Below are 19,167 nucleotides of genomic sequence, written 5' to 3'. Positions count from 1 at the left end.
GGCTGCCCCGGCGGGCAGTTCGGAAGTCGTCGCGCGATTCGGCTGCCGATCGCGCTCCGCGGATATCGCCCCTGGCCGCGCCTTCGTAGCGTTTTCCTCGGTGGGTTCGTCCCGGATCGTCGTCCACGAGGAGGAACCCTGTCCGCGTCGCCGGTCTCGTCCCGGCCGAACGGCCGCGGCCGCGGCCCGGCTCCCGAGCCGTCGACAGAACCGCCCGTGCCCCCCCACGGAGCGGTAGGCGAACGACAGCCGACGCACACCGGCGCCCCGGCCCCGGCCGAAAGACGCCCGCCTGTCACCACTGGAGGTATGTCATGCCCGGCACCGACGAAGCGACGAAGGCCATCACCGCCGCGGTGGTCGACAGCTTCCACGACACCCCGGACCCCCGGTTGCGTGAACTGCTCCAAGGGCTCGTTCGCCATCTGCACGGTTACGTCAGTGAGCTGCGCCCCACGATCGAGGAGTGGGAGTACGCGGTGGACTATCTCACGGCCGTAGGGCAGAAATGCGATCCCACCCGCCAGGAGTTCATCCTCCTCTCCGACGTGCTGGGAGTGTCCATGCTGGTCGAGACGCTGAACGAGCAGGGCGGCGGGACCGAGAGCACGGTCCTCGGGCCGTTTCACGTGGTGGAGTCCCCCGAGCGCGAGAGCGGGGACAACATAGATCTCATGGGCACCGGAACGCCCTGTGTCGTCTCGCTGCGCGTCACGTCGTCGAACGGCAGCCCGCTGCCCGGAGCGAGCGTCGACGTCTGGCAGTGCACCGAGGAGGGTTTCTACGACGTGCAGCAGCCAGACGTCCAGCCTCTGGGCAACGGACGCGGTCTGTTCCGGACCGACGACGACGGCCGCGTGTGGTTCCGCACGATCGTGCCGAGCCACTACCCCATTCCGACCGACGGCCCGGTTGGAGTGCTGCTCGACGCAACCGGACGGCACCCGTACCGCCCGGCGCACATCCACTTCATCGTCGAGGCCGCCGGCCACCGACCGCTGACCACGCACGTCTTCGTCGCCGACGGCCCCTACCTGGACTCGGACGCCGTCTTCGCCGTCAAGGAGAACCTCGTGATCGACTTCTTGCAGGTCGACGACGTCGAGCAGGCACGCGAGTACCAGGTCACCGCCCCGTTCCGCACAGCCGAGTTCGACATCGTCGTCGAGCCGGAGACGACCGAGCCGGAGACGACCGAGGACGCCCGATGAACACCCCGCTCGACTTCAGCTACCAGGCGCTCCCGATGCGCGTGGTGATGGGCACCGGCGCCCTCGGCCGGCTCGCCGACGAGATCGACCACGCCGGCCTCAAGCGGGTCATGGTGCTGTGCTCGCCCGAACAGCGGGAGCTCGCCGAGACCGTCGCCGGCCTGATCGGTGACCGTGCGGTGGACATCCACCCCCACGCCCGGATGCACGTACCGGCCGAGTCGGCGGACGCGGCCCAGCGGCGCGCGGAAGAGGTGAACGCGGACGGCTGCGTCGCCGTCGGCGGCGGCTCGGCGATCGGCCTCGGAAAGATCGTCGCCCTCCGGCACGGACTGCCGGTCCTCGCCGTACCGACGACCTATGCCGGGTCGGAGATGACACCGGTGTGGGGCCTGACGGAGAACGGCGTCAAGCGCACCGGCCGGGATCCACGCGTCCTGCCGGTCTCGGTGCTGTACGACCCCGGGCTCACCGTGTCCCTGCCGGCGGCCGTCTCTGTGACCAGCGGCATGAACGCGATCGCGCACGCGGTCGAGGCCCTGTACGCGCCCGACGCCTCACCGGTCATCGATCTGATGGCCGAGGAAGGGGTGCGCGCGCTCGCCACCGCACTGCCGGGCATCGTCGCCGACGGCACCGACCTCGACGCCCGCGCCCGCGCCCAGTACGGCGCCTGGCTGTGCGGCGCCTGTCTCGGAGCCACCACCATGTCCCTGCACCACAAGCTCTGCCACGCCCTCGGCGGCACCCTCGACCTGCCGCATGCCCAGACCCACACCGTGGTGCTCCCGCACGCACTCGCCTACAACCAGGACGCCGCGCCGAAGGCGGTGGCCGCGCTCGGCCGCGCCCTGGGCGCCTCCGCCGACCCGGCGTCCCATCTCTGGGACCTCGCCGGCCGGCTCGGTGCTCCGCAATCCCTTCGCGAACTCGGCATGGCGGAGAGCGACATCGACCGGATCGTCCAGGTGGCGCTGGCCCATCCCTACGCCAACCCCCGTGAGGTGACCGCGGATGGCCTCGGCCGGCTCCTGCGCGCCGCCTGGTCCGGACAGCCTCCGCTCTCCTGAGAGCGCCTTCCCCGCGCGAGGGAGATCAGGTCACGGCGGACCCGGGACACGAACACGACGGAGTCCGAACGGACATGGACAGGGTCGTCGCCTCCGCCGCCGAGGCGGACGTGTCGGACGGCGTGCCCCCCGTGATCGGGGGATCCGGACCGAGCGGAGTTCCGGGCGCGTCGGTCCAGGCGTTCTTCGCATCAGGCGTGGCGGGGCTGTGGGCTGGGGTCCACAACTGCCGGGCTGCGGTGCGCGGCAGGGACTGCACCGACTTGGACGTGCTCGAACTCGAGTTCAGCCCTCGGTGTCGTCGGGCTCGAACAGCAGGCGTACGAAGTCGGTGACCGGTCCGACGATGTCGAGGTCCTGGTCGAGCACCCACTGCAGCTGGAGCCCGTTGAGCACGGCTTGGAAGAGGGCCGCCGCGCTCTGCGGGGTGACGCCGTCGCGGAGTTTGCCGCGGGACGTCTCGTCGGGGAATCCGTCGGCGAACTGGGCGCGGCTGCGTTCGTAACGCTCGACAAAGTAGGTGTGCGCGGGATGGTCCGGCCGCGAGGCCGCCGCCGCGAGCTCGATCCACAGGCGCATCAGCTCGGGGGCCTTCTGGTGGTGACGCATCAACTCGCCCAGATAGGGCCCGAGCCGGTCGAGACTGTCGACCTCGGCCACGCCTCGCTGCCATTCCTCGGAGTCGCGGTCGGAGAGCACCTCGGCAAGGAGTTCCTCCTTGTTGCGGAAGTGGTGCAGGAGCCCGGCGTGGGTGATGCCCGCCCGTTCCGCGATATCCCGCAAGGACGCCTTGGCATAGCCGCGCTCGGCGAAGCTGTCGCGCGCCGCCCGTACGATCTCCGCCCTGCGGGCCGGCGTCTTGGCGTACGGTCCCCGGGCTCGTGCCTGCCCCACGGTGCGCTCACTCTCCTTGACGGCGCTGGTCCGGACGGTGGTGAGGGTCGGTCCGGGCGTAAAAATTTACCACACGGTCGGGATTTGAGGCGCCGCACATCGGGGTCGAGTGGAGGTAACGCTCTGATTGCGAACGTCGAGCGTACTCTTTTCGCCCTTCCTGTGCAGGCCTAGTGTCGCATTGGAAATCGACCACTTGGTAAGTGTTGGTGTGGGCGCCTGGGGCGAAGGCCTCAGTGTGCGCTGGTTCCAGGGTGAAGGAATCCTCCCATGCGCATGGGACACCCGCCCTCTCGGTCCTCGGCGCCCCGATCCGTTCGCCCCTGCCCGGCCCCTCGTGGGTCGGCAGGTGCGCGTCCGGGGGTGCAGGCAGTCGAACGGAGGGGGGAGCGGTCCGGTCGGCTTCGTCCGCTCGATTCCGAACGCCCGCCTTCGATGCATGGTGTCCGCCGAGCCGGCCGCGGACCCGGTGGCGGGACGTGGGCGGTGACCCGAATCGTGTCACCGGGTCCGCCCCGCATCCGGCGGCCGTCGGCGCTTGGCGGACGGGGGCGACCTCGACGCGGCCTCGGGATCGGCGAGCCGCTTGCCGCGGCCGTCCGGGCGGGCCCCGCCCGGCCTGCTCCCGCGACGCGGTCGGCTGGGGGCGGAGCGGGGTGTGGCCGTCGGTCCGTCGCCGCGTCCTCGATCGGGTCGGGAAGGTTGTCGGCGCCCACCTGGGGATCTTCGCCGAGCCGGCCGCTGAGGGGCGAACGCCGTCTCATCCGTCTGCGGCGGCGCCTTCGTACCGCTGCAGGAACCGCTCCACGAACTCGAGCGCCTCCGCGTGCCGGGTCGTCATGCCCATCGCGCTCTCCATCATCAGGATCCGGCCCAGGGCGTTCGTCAGCATGAGCAGCACGGCGGGGGACACCTCGGTCGGCAGTGCGGTGCCTGCCTCCGCGAGTCGGCGGGTGAGTGCCTCCAACTGTGCCTCGCGGTAGTGCTCGGCGCGGGCGGCGAGCTCGGCGCGGATCGCCTTGCGATGGTTGGCCAGGGCGGCGAACTCCGTGGTCAGTGCGTTTCCCGGGTGGCTGGCGACGCGCCACAGGGCGCGCAGTGGCTGCGGGCCGTCCAGAAGGCGGATCACCCGCTCCACTTCCGCGTCGCCGCGCCGCCGGAGCACGGCGAGGAACAGATCGTCCAGCGAGCGGAAGTAGTACAGCACCAGCGCCGGTGCCACGTCGGCCTCGCGCGCCACCCGGCGGATGCCGACGGCGGCGTACCCCTCCTCGAGCATCAACCGCTCGGTGACATCGAGCAGGACCTGACGCGTCTTGGAGTTCTCGGTGCCCATACGGCGAGGTGCGGTCATGCCGCTCATTGTGCTTGACGGCTCGTGAGGGCGATGTTAAACAGTTGTTCAGCGCTCGTGTTAAACATTCGTTCAACGCGCGAACGGAGGACCGGGCCGATGGTGCGGACCACAGACGAGGCGACCTCCGGCATCGCTGCACCGGCACCTGTGTCCCGCGCTGTCCCGCGCTTCGAGGACGTGAGCCGGCTGACCGGAACCGGCACCTGCCTCGCCCCCCGGCCTCCGGCACGCCTGCCTCGTCCGCGCCCCTGTGGCCCGCGTCCGCATCGCCGCCGTCCCCGTTGCACGGCGCCGAAGGCGCCGCGATCCGCATCCAGTACTCAGGGACGGTCGACGTCCACCTGGCGGCGGACATCGCGGGAGCAGCCTGGAGCCCGCCTTCGTCCAGCCCGCCGTCGACGCTCCACCCGCTGACCAGGCCTCCCCGCTCTCGTCACCCCAGCCGGATCCCCACCACCCCACCAAGGAATCGAGGTATCTCATGCCCGGACGAGTCGAAGGCAAGGTCGCCTTCATCACCGGTGCCGCCCGCGGCCAGGGCCGAAGCCATGCCGTACGGCTGGCCGAGGAGGGCGCCGACATCATCGCCGTCGACGTGTGCAAGCAGCTCGACGGCGTCACCTTCCCCATGTCGACACCCGAGGACCTGGAGGAGACCGTCAACCAGGTGCAGAAGCTGGGGCGACGGATCCACGCCGTGCAGGCGGATGTGCGCGACCACGACGCGCTCAAGACCGCCGTGGACGACGGTGTCGCCGAGTTCGGCCGTCTGGACATCGTGGTGGGCAACGCGGGCCTCGGCAGTGACGGCGCCACGCTCGACGCCATGGAGGAGAAGACCTGGCGGGACATGATCGATGTCAACCTGACCGGCGTATGGCTGTCCGCCAAGGTGTCCACCCCGCACATCGTCGCGGGTGGCCGGGGCGGCTCGGTCGTCCTGACCAGTTCGGTGGGCGGTCTCAAGGGCTACGCCAACATCGGCCACTACATCGCGGCCAAGCACGGTGTGGTGGGTCTGATGCGCACCATGGCGGGGGAGTTGGGCCAGTACGGCATTCGCGTCAACACGGTTCACCCGACCCAGGTCAACACACCGATGGTGATGCACGAGGGCACCTACCGGATGTTCCGCCCGGACCTGGAGAACCCCACCGCCGACGACTTCGCGGCGGTGTCCCAGGCCATGCACGTGCTGCCCACACCGTGGGTGGAGGCGGTGGACATCAGCAACGCCGTTCTCTTCCTTGCCTGTGACGAGTCCCGTTTCGTCACCGGCGTCACCCTGCCGATCGATGCAGGCGCCCTGCTCAAGTGAACCGCAGCAGAGGAGTTGTGCCCATGACCACCGCTGACACGATCTACTGGGACCCCTTCGACCCCGCCCTCGCCCGCGACCCCTACCCCCTCTACGCACGGCTGCGCGAGGAAGCGCCGCTCTACTACAACGAGCAGCACGACTTCTACGCCGTCAGCCGCCACTCCGACGTCCAGCGCGGTCTGGCTGACTGGCAGACCTACTCCTCCTCCCGTGGCGACATCCTGGAGATCATCCAGGCGGACATCGAACTCCCGCCCGGGACCCTCATCTTCGAGGACCCGCCCGTCCACGACATCCACCGCCGCCTGCTCGCCCGGGTGTTCACGCCCCGGCGGATCGCCACCCTGGAGCCCCGGGTACGGGCCTTCTGCCGGCGCGCGCTCGAACCGGTCACCGGCGCCGAGCGGTTCGACCTCGTCGAGGCAGTCGGCGCCGAGATGCCGATGCGGGTGATCGGGATGCTGCTCGGCATCCCGGAGTCCGACCAGCCCGCCATCCGCGACTACACCGACGACACCCTCGGCACCGAGGGCGGCGGAAAGATCAACCACGAGGACATCCTCAGCACGGACGCCTTCCGGGACTACATCGAGTGGCGCAAGCAGCACCCGTCCGACGACCTCATGACCGAACTGATGACCGCCGAGTTCGAGGACGAGAACGGCGTCACCCGCACCCTCACCGACGAGGAGGTCCTGACCTACTGCACGGTGGTCGCCGGCGCCGGCAACGAGACGACGGGCCGCCTCATCGGCTGGTTCGGCGCTCTGATGGCCCGCTACCCGCAGGCACGCAGGGAGCTGGCGGCCGACCCCTCGCTCATCCCCAACGCCATCGAGGAGATCCTGCGCTTCGAGCCGACCGGCCCGTTCACCGCGCGCTACGTCACCAAGGACGTCGAACTCTACGACCGCACGGTCCCGGCCGGCAGCGCCATCCTGTTCATCCAGGCCGCCGCCAACCGCGACCCTCGGCGCTTCGACGACCCGGACCGCTTCGACATCCACCGGGTCACCCAGCACATGAGCTTCGGCGTCGGCGCCCACTACTGCCTGGGTGCGGCCCTGGCCCGGCTGGAGGGCCGGGTGGCCGCGGAGGAGATCCTCGAGCGGTTCCCCGGCTGGGACATCGACTGGGACCACGCGGAACTGGCGCAGACCTCCACCGTCCGCGGCTGGAAGACCCTGCCGCTCGTCATCGAAGGAGCCCGGTGATGACGGAACGGTGGACGGTCAGCGTCGACAAACGGGTGTGCGTCCGCACGGGCCTGTGCGCCGCCTCCGCGCCCGAGGAGTTCGAGCTCGACGAGGACGGTCAGGGGCACGCGAGGTCCGCCACCCTCCCGGCATCCGAGGAGGTGCTGGAGGTGGCCGAGTCCTGCCCGATCGAAGCCATCGGCATCAAGAACGCTGACAGCGGCGAGCGGGTCTTCCCGCCACACGTCGCCTGAACCTGTCTCAAGCCCGCTTACCCCTAAGGCAGTTGACTTCACACCAGGACGCAACTAGATTCCTGCCATACGGAAATGAAGTTCTCGAATCTCGGGAGCGTTATTCTCCAGGGAGTCTGGTGTCGTGGTTCAACCGCCCGTGAAGCAACAGATCGTCCTGGCCGCCGAGCGGCTCTTCGCCGAGCACGGCCTCGACGGGGTGTCTCTGCGTCAGATCAGCGCGGCGGCCGGGAACGGCAACAACACGGCGGTGCAGTACCACTTCGGAACCAAGGAGCGACTGGTCCAGGAGATCTTCGAGTACCGCCTGCCGTACCTGAACGAGCGACGCGGGCTGCTGGTCGCGCGTCGGCGCCCGGACAGCCTCAGGTCGTGGGTGGAGTGCCACATCCTGCCCGTTCTGGAACAGGGCGAGCAGGAGGGCAGCCACTACCTCAGCTTCGTGGCGATGCTCCAGCAGTACGGCCGCCGAGACGTCTTCGAACGCCTTTCGGCCGAGCTGAGCGCGCCGACCATCGACTTCGTCGACCGGGTCGGCGCGCTACTGCCACACCTTCCCGAGCGGTTGCGCGGCCATCGCATCACGCAGGCACTGGCCTTCGGCGTGCACGCCGCTGCCCACCGCGAGCGCACCCGCTCCCGTGGCGGGAGCGTGCTGCCCTTCGCCGTGCACGTCGGCGACCTTCTGGACGGCCTGATCGGTTTCCTTCAGGCTCCGGTCTCCGCCGCGACCTCGTCCGTGCTGAGCGAGCACGATCCGAGCGAGCCGGTTCTGCCGCTGCACCCCTGATCGTCCGCGTTCCCACCCGCGAGCGGGGAGACGAAAATCCGATGAGCATCGATCTGCACAACTCCGTGGCGGTCGTCACCGGCGCGGGAAGCGGGATCGGCCGCGCCGCCGCCCACGCCTTCGCCCGGCGCGGCGTGAGGGTGGTCGTCACCGACCTCGTCCGCGAGCGGGCGCACGCGGTCGCCGGTGAACTCGGGGCCCGGGCCGTCGCCGCCGTCTGCGACGTGACCAGCCTCGACGACCTGGTGGCGGTCCGCGAGCTGGCCCTCGACCGCTTCGGCCGTATCGACCTGGTGATGAACAACGTCGGCATCCTCGCCGTCGGACCGGTCGAGGACATCCCCCTGGCAGCGTGGCAACGCGTCGTCGACGTCAATCTGCTGGGCGTCGTCCGCAGCAACCTCGTATTCCTGCCGGGCCTGTTGGAACAGGGGGCCGGGCACATCGTCAACACCGCCTCCACCGCGGGGCTGTTGCCCTACGGATACGACCGGCTTCCCTACACCTCGACCAAGCACGCGATCGTCGGCCTGTCCGAAGCACTCGCGCTCTACCTGCGCCCACGCGGTATCGGCGTCTCCTGCCTGTGCCCGGCCGGCGTGGCCACCAACATCGTCGAGCAGATCACCTTCTACGGGAAACCGGCACCGCCTCGCGGACCCGACTTTCCCGTTCTGGACGCCGACGCGGTCGGCGAACTCGTCGTCGAAGGGGTCAGCCACGACCGCTTCCTCATCCTCACCGCACCGGAAGCCGCCGACGAACTGCGCGAGCGCGGTGCCGATGTCGACGCCTACCTGTCCCGCCTGACGAAGGACACCCCATGAGCAGCAGCACACTCGACCGGCTTCGCCTGGACGGCAAGGTCGCCGTCGTCACCGGTGGCGCGGGCGCCATCGGCCAGGTCTACGGCCGGGCACTGGCGGAGGCCGGTGCTCGTGTCGTCCTCGCGGACCTCAACGGCGACGGCGCCGAGCAGGCCGCCAAGACCCTGGCCGCCGACGGACTGCACGCGCTCGGTGTGCGCGTCGACATCACCGACCGCGCCTCCGCCGCCGAGATGGCAGCCAAGGCCACCGCCGCGTTCGGCGGCATCGACATCCTGGTCAACAACGCCGCCCTCATGGCGGAGATCCCCCAGGTCGACATCCTGGACCTGCCCGGCGACTGGTTCGACCGCGTCATGCGCGTCAACGTGTTCGGCGCCGTGGTCTGCGCGGGCGCCGTCAAGGCGTCGATGGTCGAGCGCGGCGGCGGACGGATCATCAACCAGGTCTCCGCCGGTGCCTTCATGGGCGGCGGCATCTACGGCGTCAGCAAGCTCGCCCTCGTCAACGTCACCGCAGGCCTCGCCCGCTCCCTCGGCCCGCACGGCATCAACGTCAACGCCATCGCCCCCGGCCTGGTCGAGAACGAGCCCGGTCTCCGCAGCCTGCCCGCCGACCACCCCGCACGCGCCGCCCTCACGGCCGCCATCCCGGGGAAGAAGTCCGCGCCCGCCGAAGACCTCCTCGGCACTCTGCTTCTGCTCGCCTCCCCGGCGGGTGAATGGATCAACGGGCAGACCATCAGCGTCGACGGCGGCTGGGTCACCCGGCTGTGACCGGCGCGAGGGGACCCGCGACACGGGTCGGTTTCATCGGACTGGGCAGCCAGGGCGCCCCGATGGCCCGCCGGATCGCCGAGGAGGCCTTCCCCCTGACGCTGTGGGCGCGCCGCCGTACAGCAACCGACGCGTTCACCGACACCGCCGCCACCGTGGCCACCACACCGGCCGCCCTCGGCGGTGCCAGCGACATCGTGTGCCTGTGCGTCGTGGCGGACACGGACGTCGAGGACGTGCTGCTGCGGCCCGACGGAGTACTGACCGGCATGGCCCCCGGCGGCGTCGTCGTCATCCACTCCACCGTCCACCCCGACACCTGCCGGCGCGTCGCCGACGAGGCCGCCAAGCGGGATATCGCCGTGGTGGACGCGCCGGTGAGCGGGGGAGGCGGGGCCGCCGCCCAGCGCCGGCTGCTGGTCATGGCCGGGGGACAGGAGGCGGACGTCGCCCGCTGCCGGCCGGTGTTCGACACCTTCGCCGACCCGGTGATCCATCTCGGCCCGCTGGGCAGCGGCCAACTCGCCAAGCTGCTCAACAACTTCGTGTTCACCGCCCAGGCCGGTCTGGCGCTGGACACCTTCGCCCTGGCCGACGGCCTGGGCATGGACCGCGGCGCCGTCGCGCAGGTTCTGGCCCACGGTACGGGAGGCAGCCGCGCGGCTGCCATCCTCGCCGCGTCCGGGTTCGACACCGCCGGGCTGCGCCGGGCCCTGCCGCTGCTGCGCAAGGACGTCAACCTCCTGCTCGACGTCGCCGACACGGCCCGGGCCCCTCACCCCCCGGCGCTCGCGGACCTCACCGCCCACACCCTGTCGAAGCTGGGCGAGTTCCCGGCGCCCTGATCACCGCCCCACCCGGACGACCCAAGGCGGCACGACATGACCACATCCCTCTCCCACGACCTCGGCACCACCAGCCCCCTCGTCGACGGCACCTGGCTCGACAACACCTCCGCCGGCCAGCAGGACCACATCAACCCCGCGACCGCCCGTACGAACGGAGCGGTCCTGCTGGCCGGGCCACCGGAGATCGACACGGCCGTCGCGGCGGCGAGGCGGGCATTTCCCGAGTGGCGGGCGATGTCCCCCGACCGTCGCCGCCGCATCCTCCAACGGGTGGAGGAGCTGATGCTGGAGCGCGTGCCCGAGCTGGCTCGCCTCAACACCCTCGAACTGGGCGTCCCTATCCGGACATCGGCCGCGCTGGCCTACCTGTCCGCGGGGTGGTTCGGCTACTACGCGGGCTGGGCCGACAAACTGGAGGGGGCGACGATCCCACCGAGCCCGCGTGTGACGGAAGGCCTCGACTACACCGTCCCCGAGCCCTACGGCGTCATCGGTGTCATCCTGACCTGGAACGGGCCGATCGTATCGGTCGGCATGAAGATCGCCCCCGCTCTCGCGGCGGGCAACTGCGTGGTGGTCAAGGCTCCCGACCTGGCCCCCTTCACCGTGGCCCGGTTCGCGGAGATCGCCCTGGAGGCCGGGCTGCCCCCGGGCGTGCTGCACATCCTGCCCGGCGGCCCGGAAGCCGGCGACCGGCTCGTCCGGCACCACGACGTCGCGAAGATCTCCTTCACCGGCGGCATCCCGACCGCGAGGAAGATTCTCGACGCTGCCCGCCACACCCTCAAGCCCGTCCTGCTCGAACTCGGCGGCAAGACGGCGAGCATCGTCTTCGCCGACGCCGATCTCGACGAGGCGGTCGCCGAGACCGTCCGCTCCTGCTTCCAGCTCTCCGGCCAGGGCTGCAACCTCAGTACCCGCATGCTGGTGCACCGCGACGTGTACGACCGGGTGGTCGCAGCCACCGGCGAGGCGGCCACCGCCCTGCGTGTCGGAGACCCCTTCGACCAGACGACCGCCCTCGGACCGGTGGTCGGCAAGGCGGCACACGAGCGCATCCTCGGCATGATCGACCGCGCAGCCCAGGACAGCCGCGTCATCGTCGGCGGCCACGCCACCGATCGCTCGACCCTGCCATCGGACAACCGCGACGGCTACTTCATCGACCCGACCGTCCTCGCCGATGTCGACCCATTCAGTGAGGTCGGCCAGCAAGAGGTCTTCGGCCCCGTGCTCTCCCTGATGATCCCCTTCGAGAGCGAGGACGCAGCGGTCGAGCTGGCCAACTCCACCTCCTACGGCCTCGGCACCACCCTGTACACCCACGACGTCTCGCGCGTCCAGCGTGTCGTCCCGCAGCTCCAGTCGGGCACCGTGCTGGTCAACGGTGCCTCGGGCCAGCCGCCGGGCGCCCCCTTCGGAGGCTACAAGCAGAGCGGTTACGGCCGTGAAGGCGGCAAGGAGGGCCTTTACGAGTTCCTCCAGACCAAGAACGTCTTCATCCGTGCGTGACGACGCACCAGAACTCCCGTCCCTGGAGGCCGAGATGGACGACACCCCCGTGGCACGCACCCTGACCGAGGTGCTGCCCGACCACGAACCCCGGGCGGCGAGCACCCCGTTCGGTCGCGCCACACGCGACTTCCTCTACACCGAGGTCTGGTCACGCGCCGGCCTGAGCCGCCGCGACCGCCGCTGGGTGACCCTGACCTGCGTGGCCGCGGCCGACGCGCCCCAGCCCATCGAGGACCACGTCCACGCGGCGCTCGCGTCCGGCGACATCGGCCTGGAGGCCATGCTGGAGTTCGTCCTGCACTTCGCGGTGTACTGCGGCTGGCCCAAAGCGTCCCATCTGGAGGGTGCCATCGCCCGGCAGTGGGACCGCGTCCACCGCGAACGCGGCGAACAGGCGCCGCCCTGGCCGCAGTTGGGCAACGACACGCTCGGTTCCGGCACATGGGAGGAACGACTCAAGCGTGGCGTCGAGGAGTTCATCGACGTCAACCTCGTGCCGGCCCCGCCCGCCAACTCGCCCTACCGGCACGCCGGCATCCTGAACTTCGTCTTCGGTCACGTCTGGCAGCGCCCCGGACTGACCCGTCGCGAGCGCCGGATCATCACCGTCGCCTGCGTCGCCCTCGACGACTCGCCCGTCCCGCTGCGGTCGCACGTCACCGCCGCGCTCCACTCCGGCGACATCACCAAGGAGGAGATGGACGAGATCGTGCTGCAGTTCGCCGCCTACTACGGCTTCGCCAAGGGTGAGGCTCTGGCCGACGCGGTCGAGGCGGCGTGGGCCGCCAAGCCGGACTGACGAAGCGGGCGTCCCGAATCCGCTTGAACCGACCCGTGTGCTTCGCGCCCTCGTCGTGGTGACGCGGAGGGGTGCTACGGGCACCCCCCTTGTTTCATCCCGAGGCGCGCCACACTGTCGTCGTGCCTGATCTCGCATCGGCAACACGTACCTCTACGGTGCGTTGGCCTGGAGCGTCCCCCAAGGCATGATCAATGGATGCATGGCATGGAGGAACACAGCGGCGATGAAGGAGCGGAGATCTCGACTCCCGAGGACGCCGCGAACAACGCGCTGGTGCTGGCGTTCGGACGGTTGCAGGGCGCCGCGAACCGGCTGGAGTACATCCTGGGGCGTTCGCTGGAGCGGGAGTGCGGGATCAGCCATCTGATGTTCGAGGTGCTGCTCATCCTCGGGCGTGCGGGTGACCCCGGGCTGTCGATGCGGGCCATCGCCCAGGAGCAGGTGCTGACGACAGGCGGGGTGACGCGCCTGGTCGACCGGATGGAGGCGGCCGGGCTGGTCGAGCGGGCCGAGGATCCCGGTGACCGACGCGGTCGCCTGGTGCGTCTGACGCCGGTCGGCGAGGAGACCACCGTAACGGCGGCCCGGCTGCACAGGGACAACATCCGGCGTTACTTCGTGACCCCATTGCCTCCCGAGGACCGCGATCGGTTCGCGGAGGACCTTCGGATCCTCAGCCACTCCGCGCGGGACGCGCTTCCCCGCCTGCCCTGACGGAATCCGGCGGTCCCGCCGAAGGTGCGGCCGGACGGTTTCGCCGATGTACCGACATGCCCGAGGGCAAGCGTGGCGGCCGTCACAGGGATAAATACCTGACACGTCAGTTACTGTGTTCTCAGGTAAACCGCTCGCGCCCGGCGGGCGCCACTCGTCTGCCGAGGTTCTCGATGCAGCTCGTCTACGTCTTCGACGCCTACTGCGGCTGGTCTCACGGGTTCTCCGGAACGCTGAACGAGGTCGCCTCCCGCCATCCCGCACTGCCCGTCGAGGTCGTGTCCGGTGGCCTGTTCACGGGATCACGCCGGGTACCGATCCGCGAGTTCGGCTATGTCCAGGGCGCGAACGCCCAGATCGCCGAACTGACCGGTGCGGAGTTCGGCGAGGGCTACGAGCGGCTGATCGCCGACGGCTCGTTCGTGATGGACTCGGAGGCCGCCGCGCGCGGTGTCGCCGCCCTGCGCCAGGCCGCCCCGGCCCACGCGGCCAAGCTGGCCGTCGCCCTGCAACGGGCCTTCTACGTCGACGGCCTGAGCCTCTCCGACCCCGCGACCTACCGGAAGGTCGCCGAGGAGGCCGGGCTGGACGCCGACGCCGTGGTCACCGCCTTCGAAGGGGCCGAGTCGAGGATGGCGGCGGCAGCCGACTTCCACCGCAGCGCCTCGCTGGGAGTCACGGGCTTTCCCACACTGCTGGCCGTCGACGGCGACTCCGTCACTCCCGTGGCCCGGGGCCATGCCACCGCCGACGAGGTCGACCGACGGCTGGCGGCCCTTCGTACCCCCTGAGCCTTCCGTCCCCACCCGCCTTTTCTCCCCGCAAGGAGTCATCCATGAGCACCCTGACCTTCCAGGTCCTTGACCTCGACTTCCCCGTAGGCAGCAAGAACAAGACCGCCACCCTTGTCACCGGCGAGAACGAGGCGCTGCTGGTGGACGCCGCGTTCACCCGCGCTGACGGCCACCGCCTGGCCGCCGCGATCCTCGACTCGGGCAAGAAGCTGACCACCGTCTTCGTCAGCCACGGCGACCCCGACTTCTACTTCGGCGCCGAGGTCCTCGCCGACGCCTTCCCCGACGCCGTCTTCGTCGCCACCCCGATCGTCATCGAGCACATCGCCCACTCCTACGAGGGCAAGCTCAAGGCCTGGGCGGCCCTCGGCCCGAACCTGCCCACCCGGCTCGTCGACCTCACCCCGCTGACCGGCGACCTCACCCTGGAGGGCCACCGTTTCGAGCTCAAGGGCGGCCCGGCCGGCCTGCCCGACCGCCACTACCTGTGGCAGGCCGAGCACCGCGCTCTCCTCGGCGGCGTCCTGCTCTTCCAGCAGGAGCACGTCTGGGTCGCCGACACCCCCACCCCCGACGACCGTGCCGGGTGGATCTCGCTGCTGGACGAGATGGCCGCTCTCGACCCGGAGCTGGTCGTACCCGGCCACCGGCTGCCCGGTGCGGCGGCGGACACCTCCGCCATCACCGCCACCCGCGACTACCTCCTCGCCTTCGAGGACGAGCTGGGCAAGGCCGCCGACGGCGCCGCGCTCGCCGAGGCGCTCGTGGCCCGCTACCCGGACAACGGCATGCTGATCGCCGCCCAGATAGGCGCGAAGGTCGCCAAGGGCGAGATGAAGTGGGGCTGAACATGAGCGACTTCGCCACTTCCACCGCTCCCGCGGACGTCGTACGACGCCAGTACCTCGCCTCCGCGGACGGCGACCTGGAAGCACTGCGAGCCACCCTCGCCCCCGACGTGGAGTGGAAGGAGATGGCCGGCTTCCCGCTCGCCGGCACCTACCGCACCCCTGACAGCGTCACTTCCCACGTCATGGAGAAGCTCGGCGAGGACTGGGACGACTGGACCGCCCACGACGACACCTACGTCGTCGACGGTGAGAACGTCGTCGTCCTCGCCCGCTACACCGCCGTCAATAAGGCCACCCGCAAGCCGATCGACGTCCGCGTCGCGCACCACTTCGTCGTACGCGGAGGAGTCATCGTGCGCTTTGAACAGTTCGTCGACACCGCGCTCGTCCGCGACGCCATGACGTGATGCCCGGCCCGCCAAGGGTATTGGAGAAGGCCGCGTCCGGGCAGGTCAGAGCCGGTGATCGGGGTGTGCCGGCCGCGCGGACGTCGAGCGGGAGGCGGTGTCGTTCAGGCACTGGCGGAGGAATTCCCAGTGGGACTCCTCGTCCAGGGCGGCGGGGTCCGGCCGGGGGCGCACGGGGACGACGAGGTCTGGGCCGTGGCTGCGGCGTGCGGCCCGGACGAGGAAGTCGCCGACTTCGTAACGGGTGCTGCGGCCCGCCGCCAGCCAGTGGTCGACATCGTCCTGGACAACTTCCGTCAGGTCCAGCCTGGCCGCCCACATGGTGCCCAGAAGCCCGCGGCGACATTGATTCTCGTCTGGGCCCAGCGCAGCCGGTGGCGAAGGCGTAGGTGTGTTTGTGTCGTAGAGCCAGGCGCGCAGCAGTGGCTCTGCTGTCGCAGGCATGCAGCAGGCGGCGTGGGCGATGAAGGTAGCGGTGTCGGCGCTGCTGCCGCGGCGGGCCCGGTGCCAGGCGCGCAGCATCGAGAAGAACCGCTCGTCACCCGCACCGGCCGCTCCTGCAGGTCAAGCGCCCTGGAGCGCACGGCTCCGGGCTCTGCCAGGCCGAACCTGAAAGCCGCCCGCTATTCCAGCACCGATCGGAAGGCGCGCTCGCCGATACCGCGCATCAGCGGGTTGTCCGCCGAGTGCGACAAGAAGACCAGGGACAGAGCGAGCGCCCACCCGCGGGCTCGCTCCCAGGTGGCATCGTCCGCGCGGCCATACGCCTGGCGGAGGGCGGCACGCTGCTCCGCCGTGAACAGCATCCAGGCCACGGACAGGTCAGCGGCGGGATCTCCGGAGGTGATGTCACCGAAGTCGATCACGGCGCTGATCCGACCGCGGTCGACCAGGATGTTGGCCGGGTGCAGGTCCCCGTGCAGCCACACCGGCGGCCCGTCCCAAGCGGGCGTGGCGGCAGCCGCTTCCCAGATCTGCAGTGCGGTGGCGCGCTCGGCCTGGTCGACGTGCGCCAGCCCCGCCAGGACGCCCTCGGTGCGTCCGGCCAGCGGTATCCCGCGAAACGAGTTGACGGGCGCCTGTGATGGAGCCGGGACGTGCAGCGCATCAAGAAAACCGCCGAGCGTCGTCGCGGCCGACCAGGGGTCGTCGGGCTCCGATCGCGCAGCGATCAGGCCCGGGAAGAACGGCACGACGCTCCAGGCCCACGGGTACTCAGCCGTCGGCTGCCCGATACGCACCGGCGCCGGCACAGGCAAGGGCAGGCGGCCGGCCAACTCCGGCAACCACCGCTGCTCGTGCGCGACGAGCTCAGCGGCCATGGCGCGCCGCGGCAACCGTACGAGGAACTCCTCGCCCAGCCGACACACAAGGTTGTCCCAGCCGTTGGCCAGCACCTCGATGGGCAGGTCCGCCAGGTCGGGCTGCTGCTCGTCGAGTAGGCGGCGCACCAGGTCGACAGAGACTGAAACCTCCGCGGCGGGCATGCGCTGAATTGTCACAGCCAGAACTCTACGGCGGCGGCCCGGCGCGTTTGGAGGCCAGAAAGGAAAGTGGCCTGGCTACGTAGGGCGATCGCATGATCCACCGGACAGGCGTCCAGGTCTCGACGCATCCGGGCCTGGTCGGCGATGCCGTAGGCGTCCTTCGCGTCGGTCTTGCCCTGACCCTGGTAAGCGGCTGAGGCGCTGCACAACGAGCGCTACTGGTGCCGCATCAGAGAACCTTTGCCCTGTGGTCATATGACGCGCCGTTCGGACGCTGTATGTGGTGTGTGCAACTCGGTGTCACACTGCGTATCCTCCGGGCTTCAAAACCGTGTGCGAGCGAGTGGGACGGGTCCTTACCCTCCAGTCATGGATCTTCGCGAGGAACGTCCGGGCGACAGAGAGTCTGTGCGGGACATCCACCTGCGGGCGTTCGGTGACCACGGCCTTGTCGTGGCCGACCTGGTCGATACCCTGCGGGGCACGATCACTCCCGCGGACGGTCTCTCACTGGTCGCTGAGCTCGACGGGCAGATCGTCGGGCACATCATGTTCACCCGCAGTCTGCTCGATGCCCCTCGGCGACTGGTTGAGGTGCATGTCCTCAGCCCGTTGGCCGTCATGCCCGAGCATCACAGGCGCGGTATCGGCTCGGCCCTGGTCCGACACGGGCTCAAGACCCTCGCCGAGCGGGCCGTCCCCCTGGTCTTCCTGGAGGGCGATCCCGGCTACTACTCCCGCTTCGGCTTCGCGCCCGGTGACGACCAGGGCTTCCGAAAACCATCCCTGCGCATTCCAGATGGCGCCTTCCAGGCCCTCAGACTCCCGGAGTACGCGCCATGGATGACAGGGACACTGGTCTACGCCGAGCCGTTCTGGCGGCACGACGCAGTCGGCCTCCGCGACCCCAGCGCATAGTGCCGCGAGAACCTCCACCGCTTGCGATCCCGCCGAAATGCGATGCGGCCGAAGTCGATGCCCCGCGATTCGTCACGGTGTGGCCACGAGACGGCGCGCGGTGGACCGGGAGGCGGTCCCTGGGGAGTAACTTGCCGCAGTGACCACACAATCGAACACTCCTGACCCGAAGGTCAGTCGCCAGGTGCAGCAGCAGGCCGGGATCGCCCCGAGCGGTCCCGGCGGCGGCACCCTCTTCACCGAACCGGTTCTGGTCGTGAACCAGAAGGCCAAACTCATAGAGCTGACCAACGAGTACAAGGTCATGGACCAGCACGGCAACCAGCTCGGGTCCGTGGCCGAGGTCGGGCAGAGCGCGCTGCGCAAGGTCGTGCGCTTCATCAGCGACTGGGACCAGTACTTCACTCACAGGCTGGAGATCCGGGACGCCCAGGGGCAGCCGGTGCTGCAGCTGACCCGTCCCGCGAAGATATTCAAGTCGCGGGTGATCGTTGCCCGTCCGGACGGGGAGCTGGTGGGGGAGTTGGTCCAGCAGAACGTCTTCGGAAAGATCAACTTCGCCATCAATGCCGGTGGGAGCCAGATCGGCGCCATCAAGGGAGAGAACTGGCGCGCCTGGAACTTCGCCGTCGTCGACCAGGCGGGCACCGAGGTTGCCCGGATCACCAAGACCTGGGAGGGCCTCGCGAAGACCATGTTCACCACGGCGGACAACTACGTTCTCCAGATCCACCATCAACTCCCCGAGCCGTTGCGTAGCCTGGTCGTCGCTACGGCGCTGACGGTCGACACGGCTCTGAAGCAGGACGCCCGCGGACTGGGCTGACGACGAGCCGCGTTGGAGCGGCGAAAGGTGCACACGGCGGGGCAGCGGAGCCTGCCCCGACCGGATCGACACGGCATCACATGGCTCTCCCTCCCCGTCGTACCTGTCGGACTCCGGCGGATGACTGCCCCAAGCCCTATGGCTCTGAAGGGCGTTGACAGGGAGACAGGTCGCGAGGTCTGCCCGGTTGCGCTACCCGCGCACCTTCCGCTGGGCGGCGTGGCCCGGGGGCGGTCACCCGGACCCGGGACCCGGAAACCGGGATCACGATCCCGCCGCCGTCCGACCCGCGTCCTCACGTGTCATGCT

General features: G+C 69.9%; 21 protein-coding genes and 1 pseudogene. 17 read left to right on the top strand and 5 right to left on the bottom strand.

Translation table 11 applies throughout. The annotated features are described in order from the left end of the window. Positions 1–314 precede the first annotated feature (314 nt). Both ACFY0P_RS29430 and ACFY0P_RS29425 read left to right on the top strand, forming a co-directional pair. The gene (locus tag ACFY0P_RS29430; protein ID WP_388919473.1) at positions 315–1,211 is read left to right on the top strand and encodes a dioxygenase; all 897 of its coding nucleotides are present in this window, start codon (positions 315–317) and stop codon (positions 1,209–1,211) included. Then, positions 1,208–2,281, top strand: a complete 1,074-nt coding sequence (locus ACFY0P_RS29425) for a maleylacetate reductase (protein WP_388919471.1) — start codon at positions 1,208–1,210, stop codon at positions 2,279–2,281. The genes ACFY0P_RS29430 and ACFY0P_RS29425 overlap by 4 nt, the downstream gene beginning before the upstream one ends. Positions 2,282–2,566: 285 nt before the next feature. On the opposite strand, the gene ACFY0P_RS29420 is transcribed toward ACFY0P_RS29425, so the two are convergent. Both ACFY0P_RS29420 and ACFY0P_RS29415 read right to left on the bottom strand, forming a co-directional pair. Beyond that, entirely contained in the window at positions 2,567–3,175 is a 609-nt protein-coding gene (locus ACFY0P_RS29420) for a TetR/AcrR family transcriptional regulator (protein WP_388919469.1), read from the bottom strand. Between the two features lie 760 nt (positions 3,176–3,935). After that, on the bottom strand, positions 3,936–4,529 hold the full coding sequence (locus ACFY0P_RS29415; RefSeq protein WP_388919465.1) for a TetR/AcrR family transcriptional regulator: 594 nt from the start codon (positions 4,527–4,529) through the stop codon (positions 3,936–3,938). Positions 4,530–5,013: 484 nt separating this feature from the next. Between ACFY0P_RS29415 and ACFY0P_RS29410 the strand changes: the two genes are divergently transcribed. The 13 genes from ACFY0P_RS29410 to ACFY0P_RS29350 all read left to right on the top strand — a co-directional run bounded on the left by ACFY0P_RS29410 (position 5,014) and on the right by ACFY0P_RS29350 (position 15,627). Continuing rightward, positions 5,014–5,850: a mycofactocin-coupled SDR family oxidoreductase gene (locus tag ACFY0P_RS29410; RefSeq protein WP_388919462.1), complete on the top strand. Its 837-nt coding sequence runs from the start codon at positions 5,014–5,016 to the stop codon at positions 5,848–5,850. A 23-nt stretch (positions 5,851–5,873) separates the two neighbouring features. Beyond that, the gene (locus ACFY0P_RS29405) at positions 5,874–7,067 is read left to right on the top strand and encodes a cytochrome P450 (RefSeq protein WP_388919459.1); all 1,194 of its coding nucleotides are present in this window, start codon (positions 5,874–5,876) and stop codon (positions 7,065–7,067) included. Further along, positions 7,067–7,303 (top strand): ferredoxin, encoded by a 237-nt coding sequence (locus ACFY0P_RS29400; protein ID WP_388919456.1) that lies wholly within the window; start codon positions 7,067–7,069, stop codon positions 7,301–7,303. Before ACFY0P_RS29405 ends, ACFY0P_RS29400 begins: the two co-directional genes overlap by 1 nt. 124 nt (positions 7,304–7,427) lie before the next feature. Further along, positions 7,428–8,093 carry a TetR/AcrR family transcriptional regulator gene (locus ACFY0P_RS29395; protein WP_388919453.1) on the top strand — a complete coding sequence of 222 codons (666 nt, stop codon included), beginning with the start codon at positions 7,428–7,430 and terminating at the stop codon, positions 8,091–8,093. 41 nt (positions 8,094–8,134) lie between these two features. Next, the gene (locus tag ACFY0P_RS29390) at positions 8,135–8,920 is read left to right on the top strand and encodes an SDR family oxidoreductase (protein ID WP_388919450.1); all 786 of its coding nucleotides are present in this window, start codon (positions 8,135–8,137) and stop codon (positions 8,918–8,920) included. Beyond that, the gene (locus tag ACFY0P_RS29385; RefSeq protein ID WP_388919448.1) at positions 8,917–9,696 is read left to right on the top strand and encodes an SDR family oxidoreductase; all 780 of its coding nucleotides are present in this window, start codon (positions 8,917–8,919) and stop codon (positions 9,694–9,696) included. Before ACFY0P_RS29390 ends, ACFY0P_RS29385 begins: the two co-directional genes overlap by 4 nt. Then, positions 9,693–10,541, top strand: coding sequence for an NAD(P)-dependent oxidoreductase (locus tag ACFY0P_RS29380; protein ID WP_388919445.1), 849 nt, complete (start codon positions 9,693–9,695; stop codon positions 10,539–10,541). The genes ACFY0P_RS29385 and ACFY0P_RS29380 overlap by 4 nt, the downstream gene beginning before the upstream one ends. A gap of 36 nt (positions 10,542–10,577) precedes the next feature. Then, entirely contained in the window at positions 10,578–12,056 is a 1,479-nt protein-coding gene (locus ACFY0P_RS29375) for an aldehyde dehydrogenase family protein (RefSeq protein ID WP_388919442.1), read from the top strand. Further along, a complete protein-coding gene (locus ACFY0P_RS29370) occupies positions 12,049–12,858 on the top strand; it encodes a carboxymuconolactone decarboxylase family protein (protein ID WP_388919439.1) in 810 nt (269 codons plus the stop codon). Before ACFY0P_RS29375 ends, ACFY0P_RS29370 begins: the two co-directional genes overlap by 8 nt. 207 nt (positions 12,859–13,065) lie before the next feature. Further along, the gene (locus tag ACFY0P_RS29365; protein ID WP_388919436.1) at positions 13,066–13,575 is read left to right on the top strand and encodes a MarR family winged helix-turn-helix transcriptional regulator; all 510 of its coding nucleotides are present in this window, start codon (positions 13,066–13,068) and stop codon (positions 13,573–13,575) included. Positions 13,576–13,748: 173 nt separating this feature from the next. After that, the gene (locus ACFY0P_RS29360) at positions 13,749–14,366 is read left to right on the top strand and encodes a DsbA family protein (RefSeq protein WP_388919433.1); all 618 of its coding nucleotides are present in this window, start codon (positions 13,749–13,751) and stop codon (positions 14,364–14,366) included. Positions 14,367–14,410: 44 nt separating this feature from the next. Further along, positions 14,411–15,217 carry an MBL fold metallo-hydrolase gene (locus ACFY0P_RS29355; protein ID WP_388919430.1) on the top strand — a complete coding sequence of 269 codons (807 nt, stop codon included), beginning with the start codon at positions 14,411–14,413 and terminating at the stop codon, positions 15,215–15,217. Positions 15,218–15,219: 2 nt separating this feature from the next. Continuing rightward, complete coding sequence (locus tag ACFY0P_RS29350) at positions 15,220–15,627, top strand: nuclear transport factor 2 family protein (RefSeq protein ID WP_388919427.1); 408 nt, start codon at positions 15,220–15,222, stop codon at positions 15,625–15,627. 45 nt (positions 15,628–15,672) lie between these two features. On the opposite strand, the gene ACFY0P_RS29345 is transcribed toward ACFY0P_RS29350, so the two are convergent. The 3 genes and pseudogenes from ACFY0P_RS29345 to ACFY0P_RS29335 form a co-directional block, all read right to left on the bottom strand. Then, positions 15,673–15,948, bottom strand: coding sequence for a hypothetical protein (locus ACFY0P_RS29345; protein WP_388919424.1), 276 nt, complete (start codon positions 15,946–15,948; stop codon positions 15,673–15,675). A 302-nt stretch (positions 15,949–16,250) separates the two neighbouring features. After that, complete coding sequence (locus tag ACFY0P_RS29340; protein WP_388919421.1) at positions 16,251–17,114, bottom strand: aminoglycoside phosphotransferase family protein; 864 nt, start codon at positions 17,112–17,114, stop codon at positions 16,251–16,253. 106 nt (positions 17,115–17,220) lie between these two features. Beyond that, positions 17,221–17,329 (bottom strand): annotated as a pseudogene (locus ACFY0P_RS29335) (transposase); the annotation flags it as partial. A 154-nt stretch (positions 17,330–17,483) separates the two neighbouring features. Between ACFY0P_RS29335 and ACFY0P_RS29330 the strand changes: the two are divergent. Together ACFY0P_RS29330 and ACFY0P_RS29325 are read left to right on the top strand one after the other, a co-directional pair. Beyond that, a complete protein-coding gene (locus tag ACFY0P_RS29330) occupies positions 17,484–18,032 on the top strand; it encodes a GNAT family N-acetyltransferase (protein ID WP_388919418.1) in 549 nt (182 codons plus the stop codon). 139 nt (positions 18,033–18,171) lie between these two features. Further along, a complete protein-coding gene (locus tag ACFY0P_RS29325) occupies positions 18,172–18,858 on the top strand; it encodes an LURP-one-related/scramblase family protein (RefSeq protein WP_388919415.1) in 687 nt (228 codons plus the stop codon). Positions 18,859–19,167 lie beyond the last annotated feature (309 nt).

Source organism: Streptomyces sp. NPDC001714 (genome assembly GCF_042892755.1).
GTDB lineage: Bacteria > Actinomycetota > Actinomycetes > Streptomycetales > Streptomycetaceae > Streptomyces.
The sequence above is the reverse complement of the archived record's forward strand: the minus strand, read 5'-3'. Positions and strand labels throughout refer to the sequence as shown.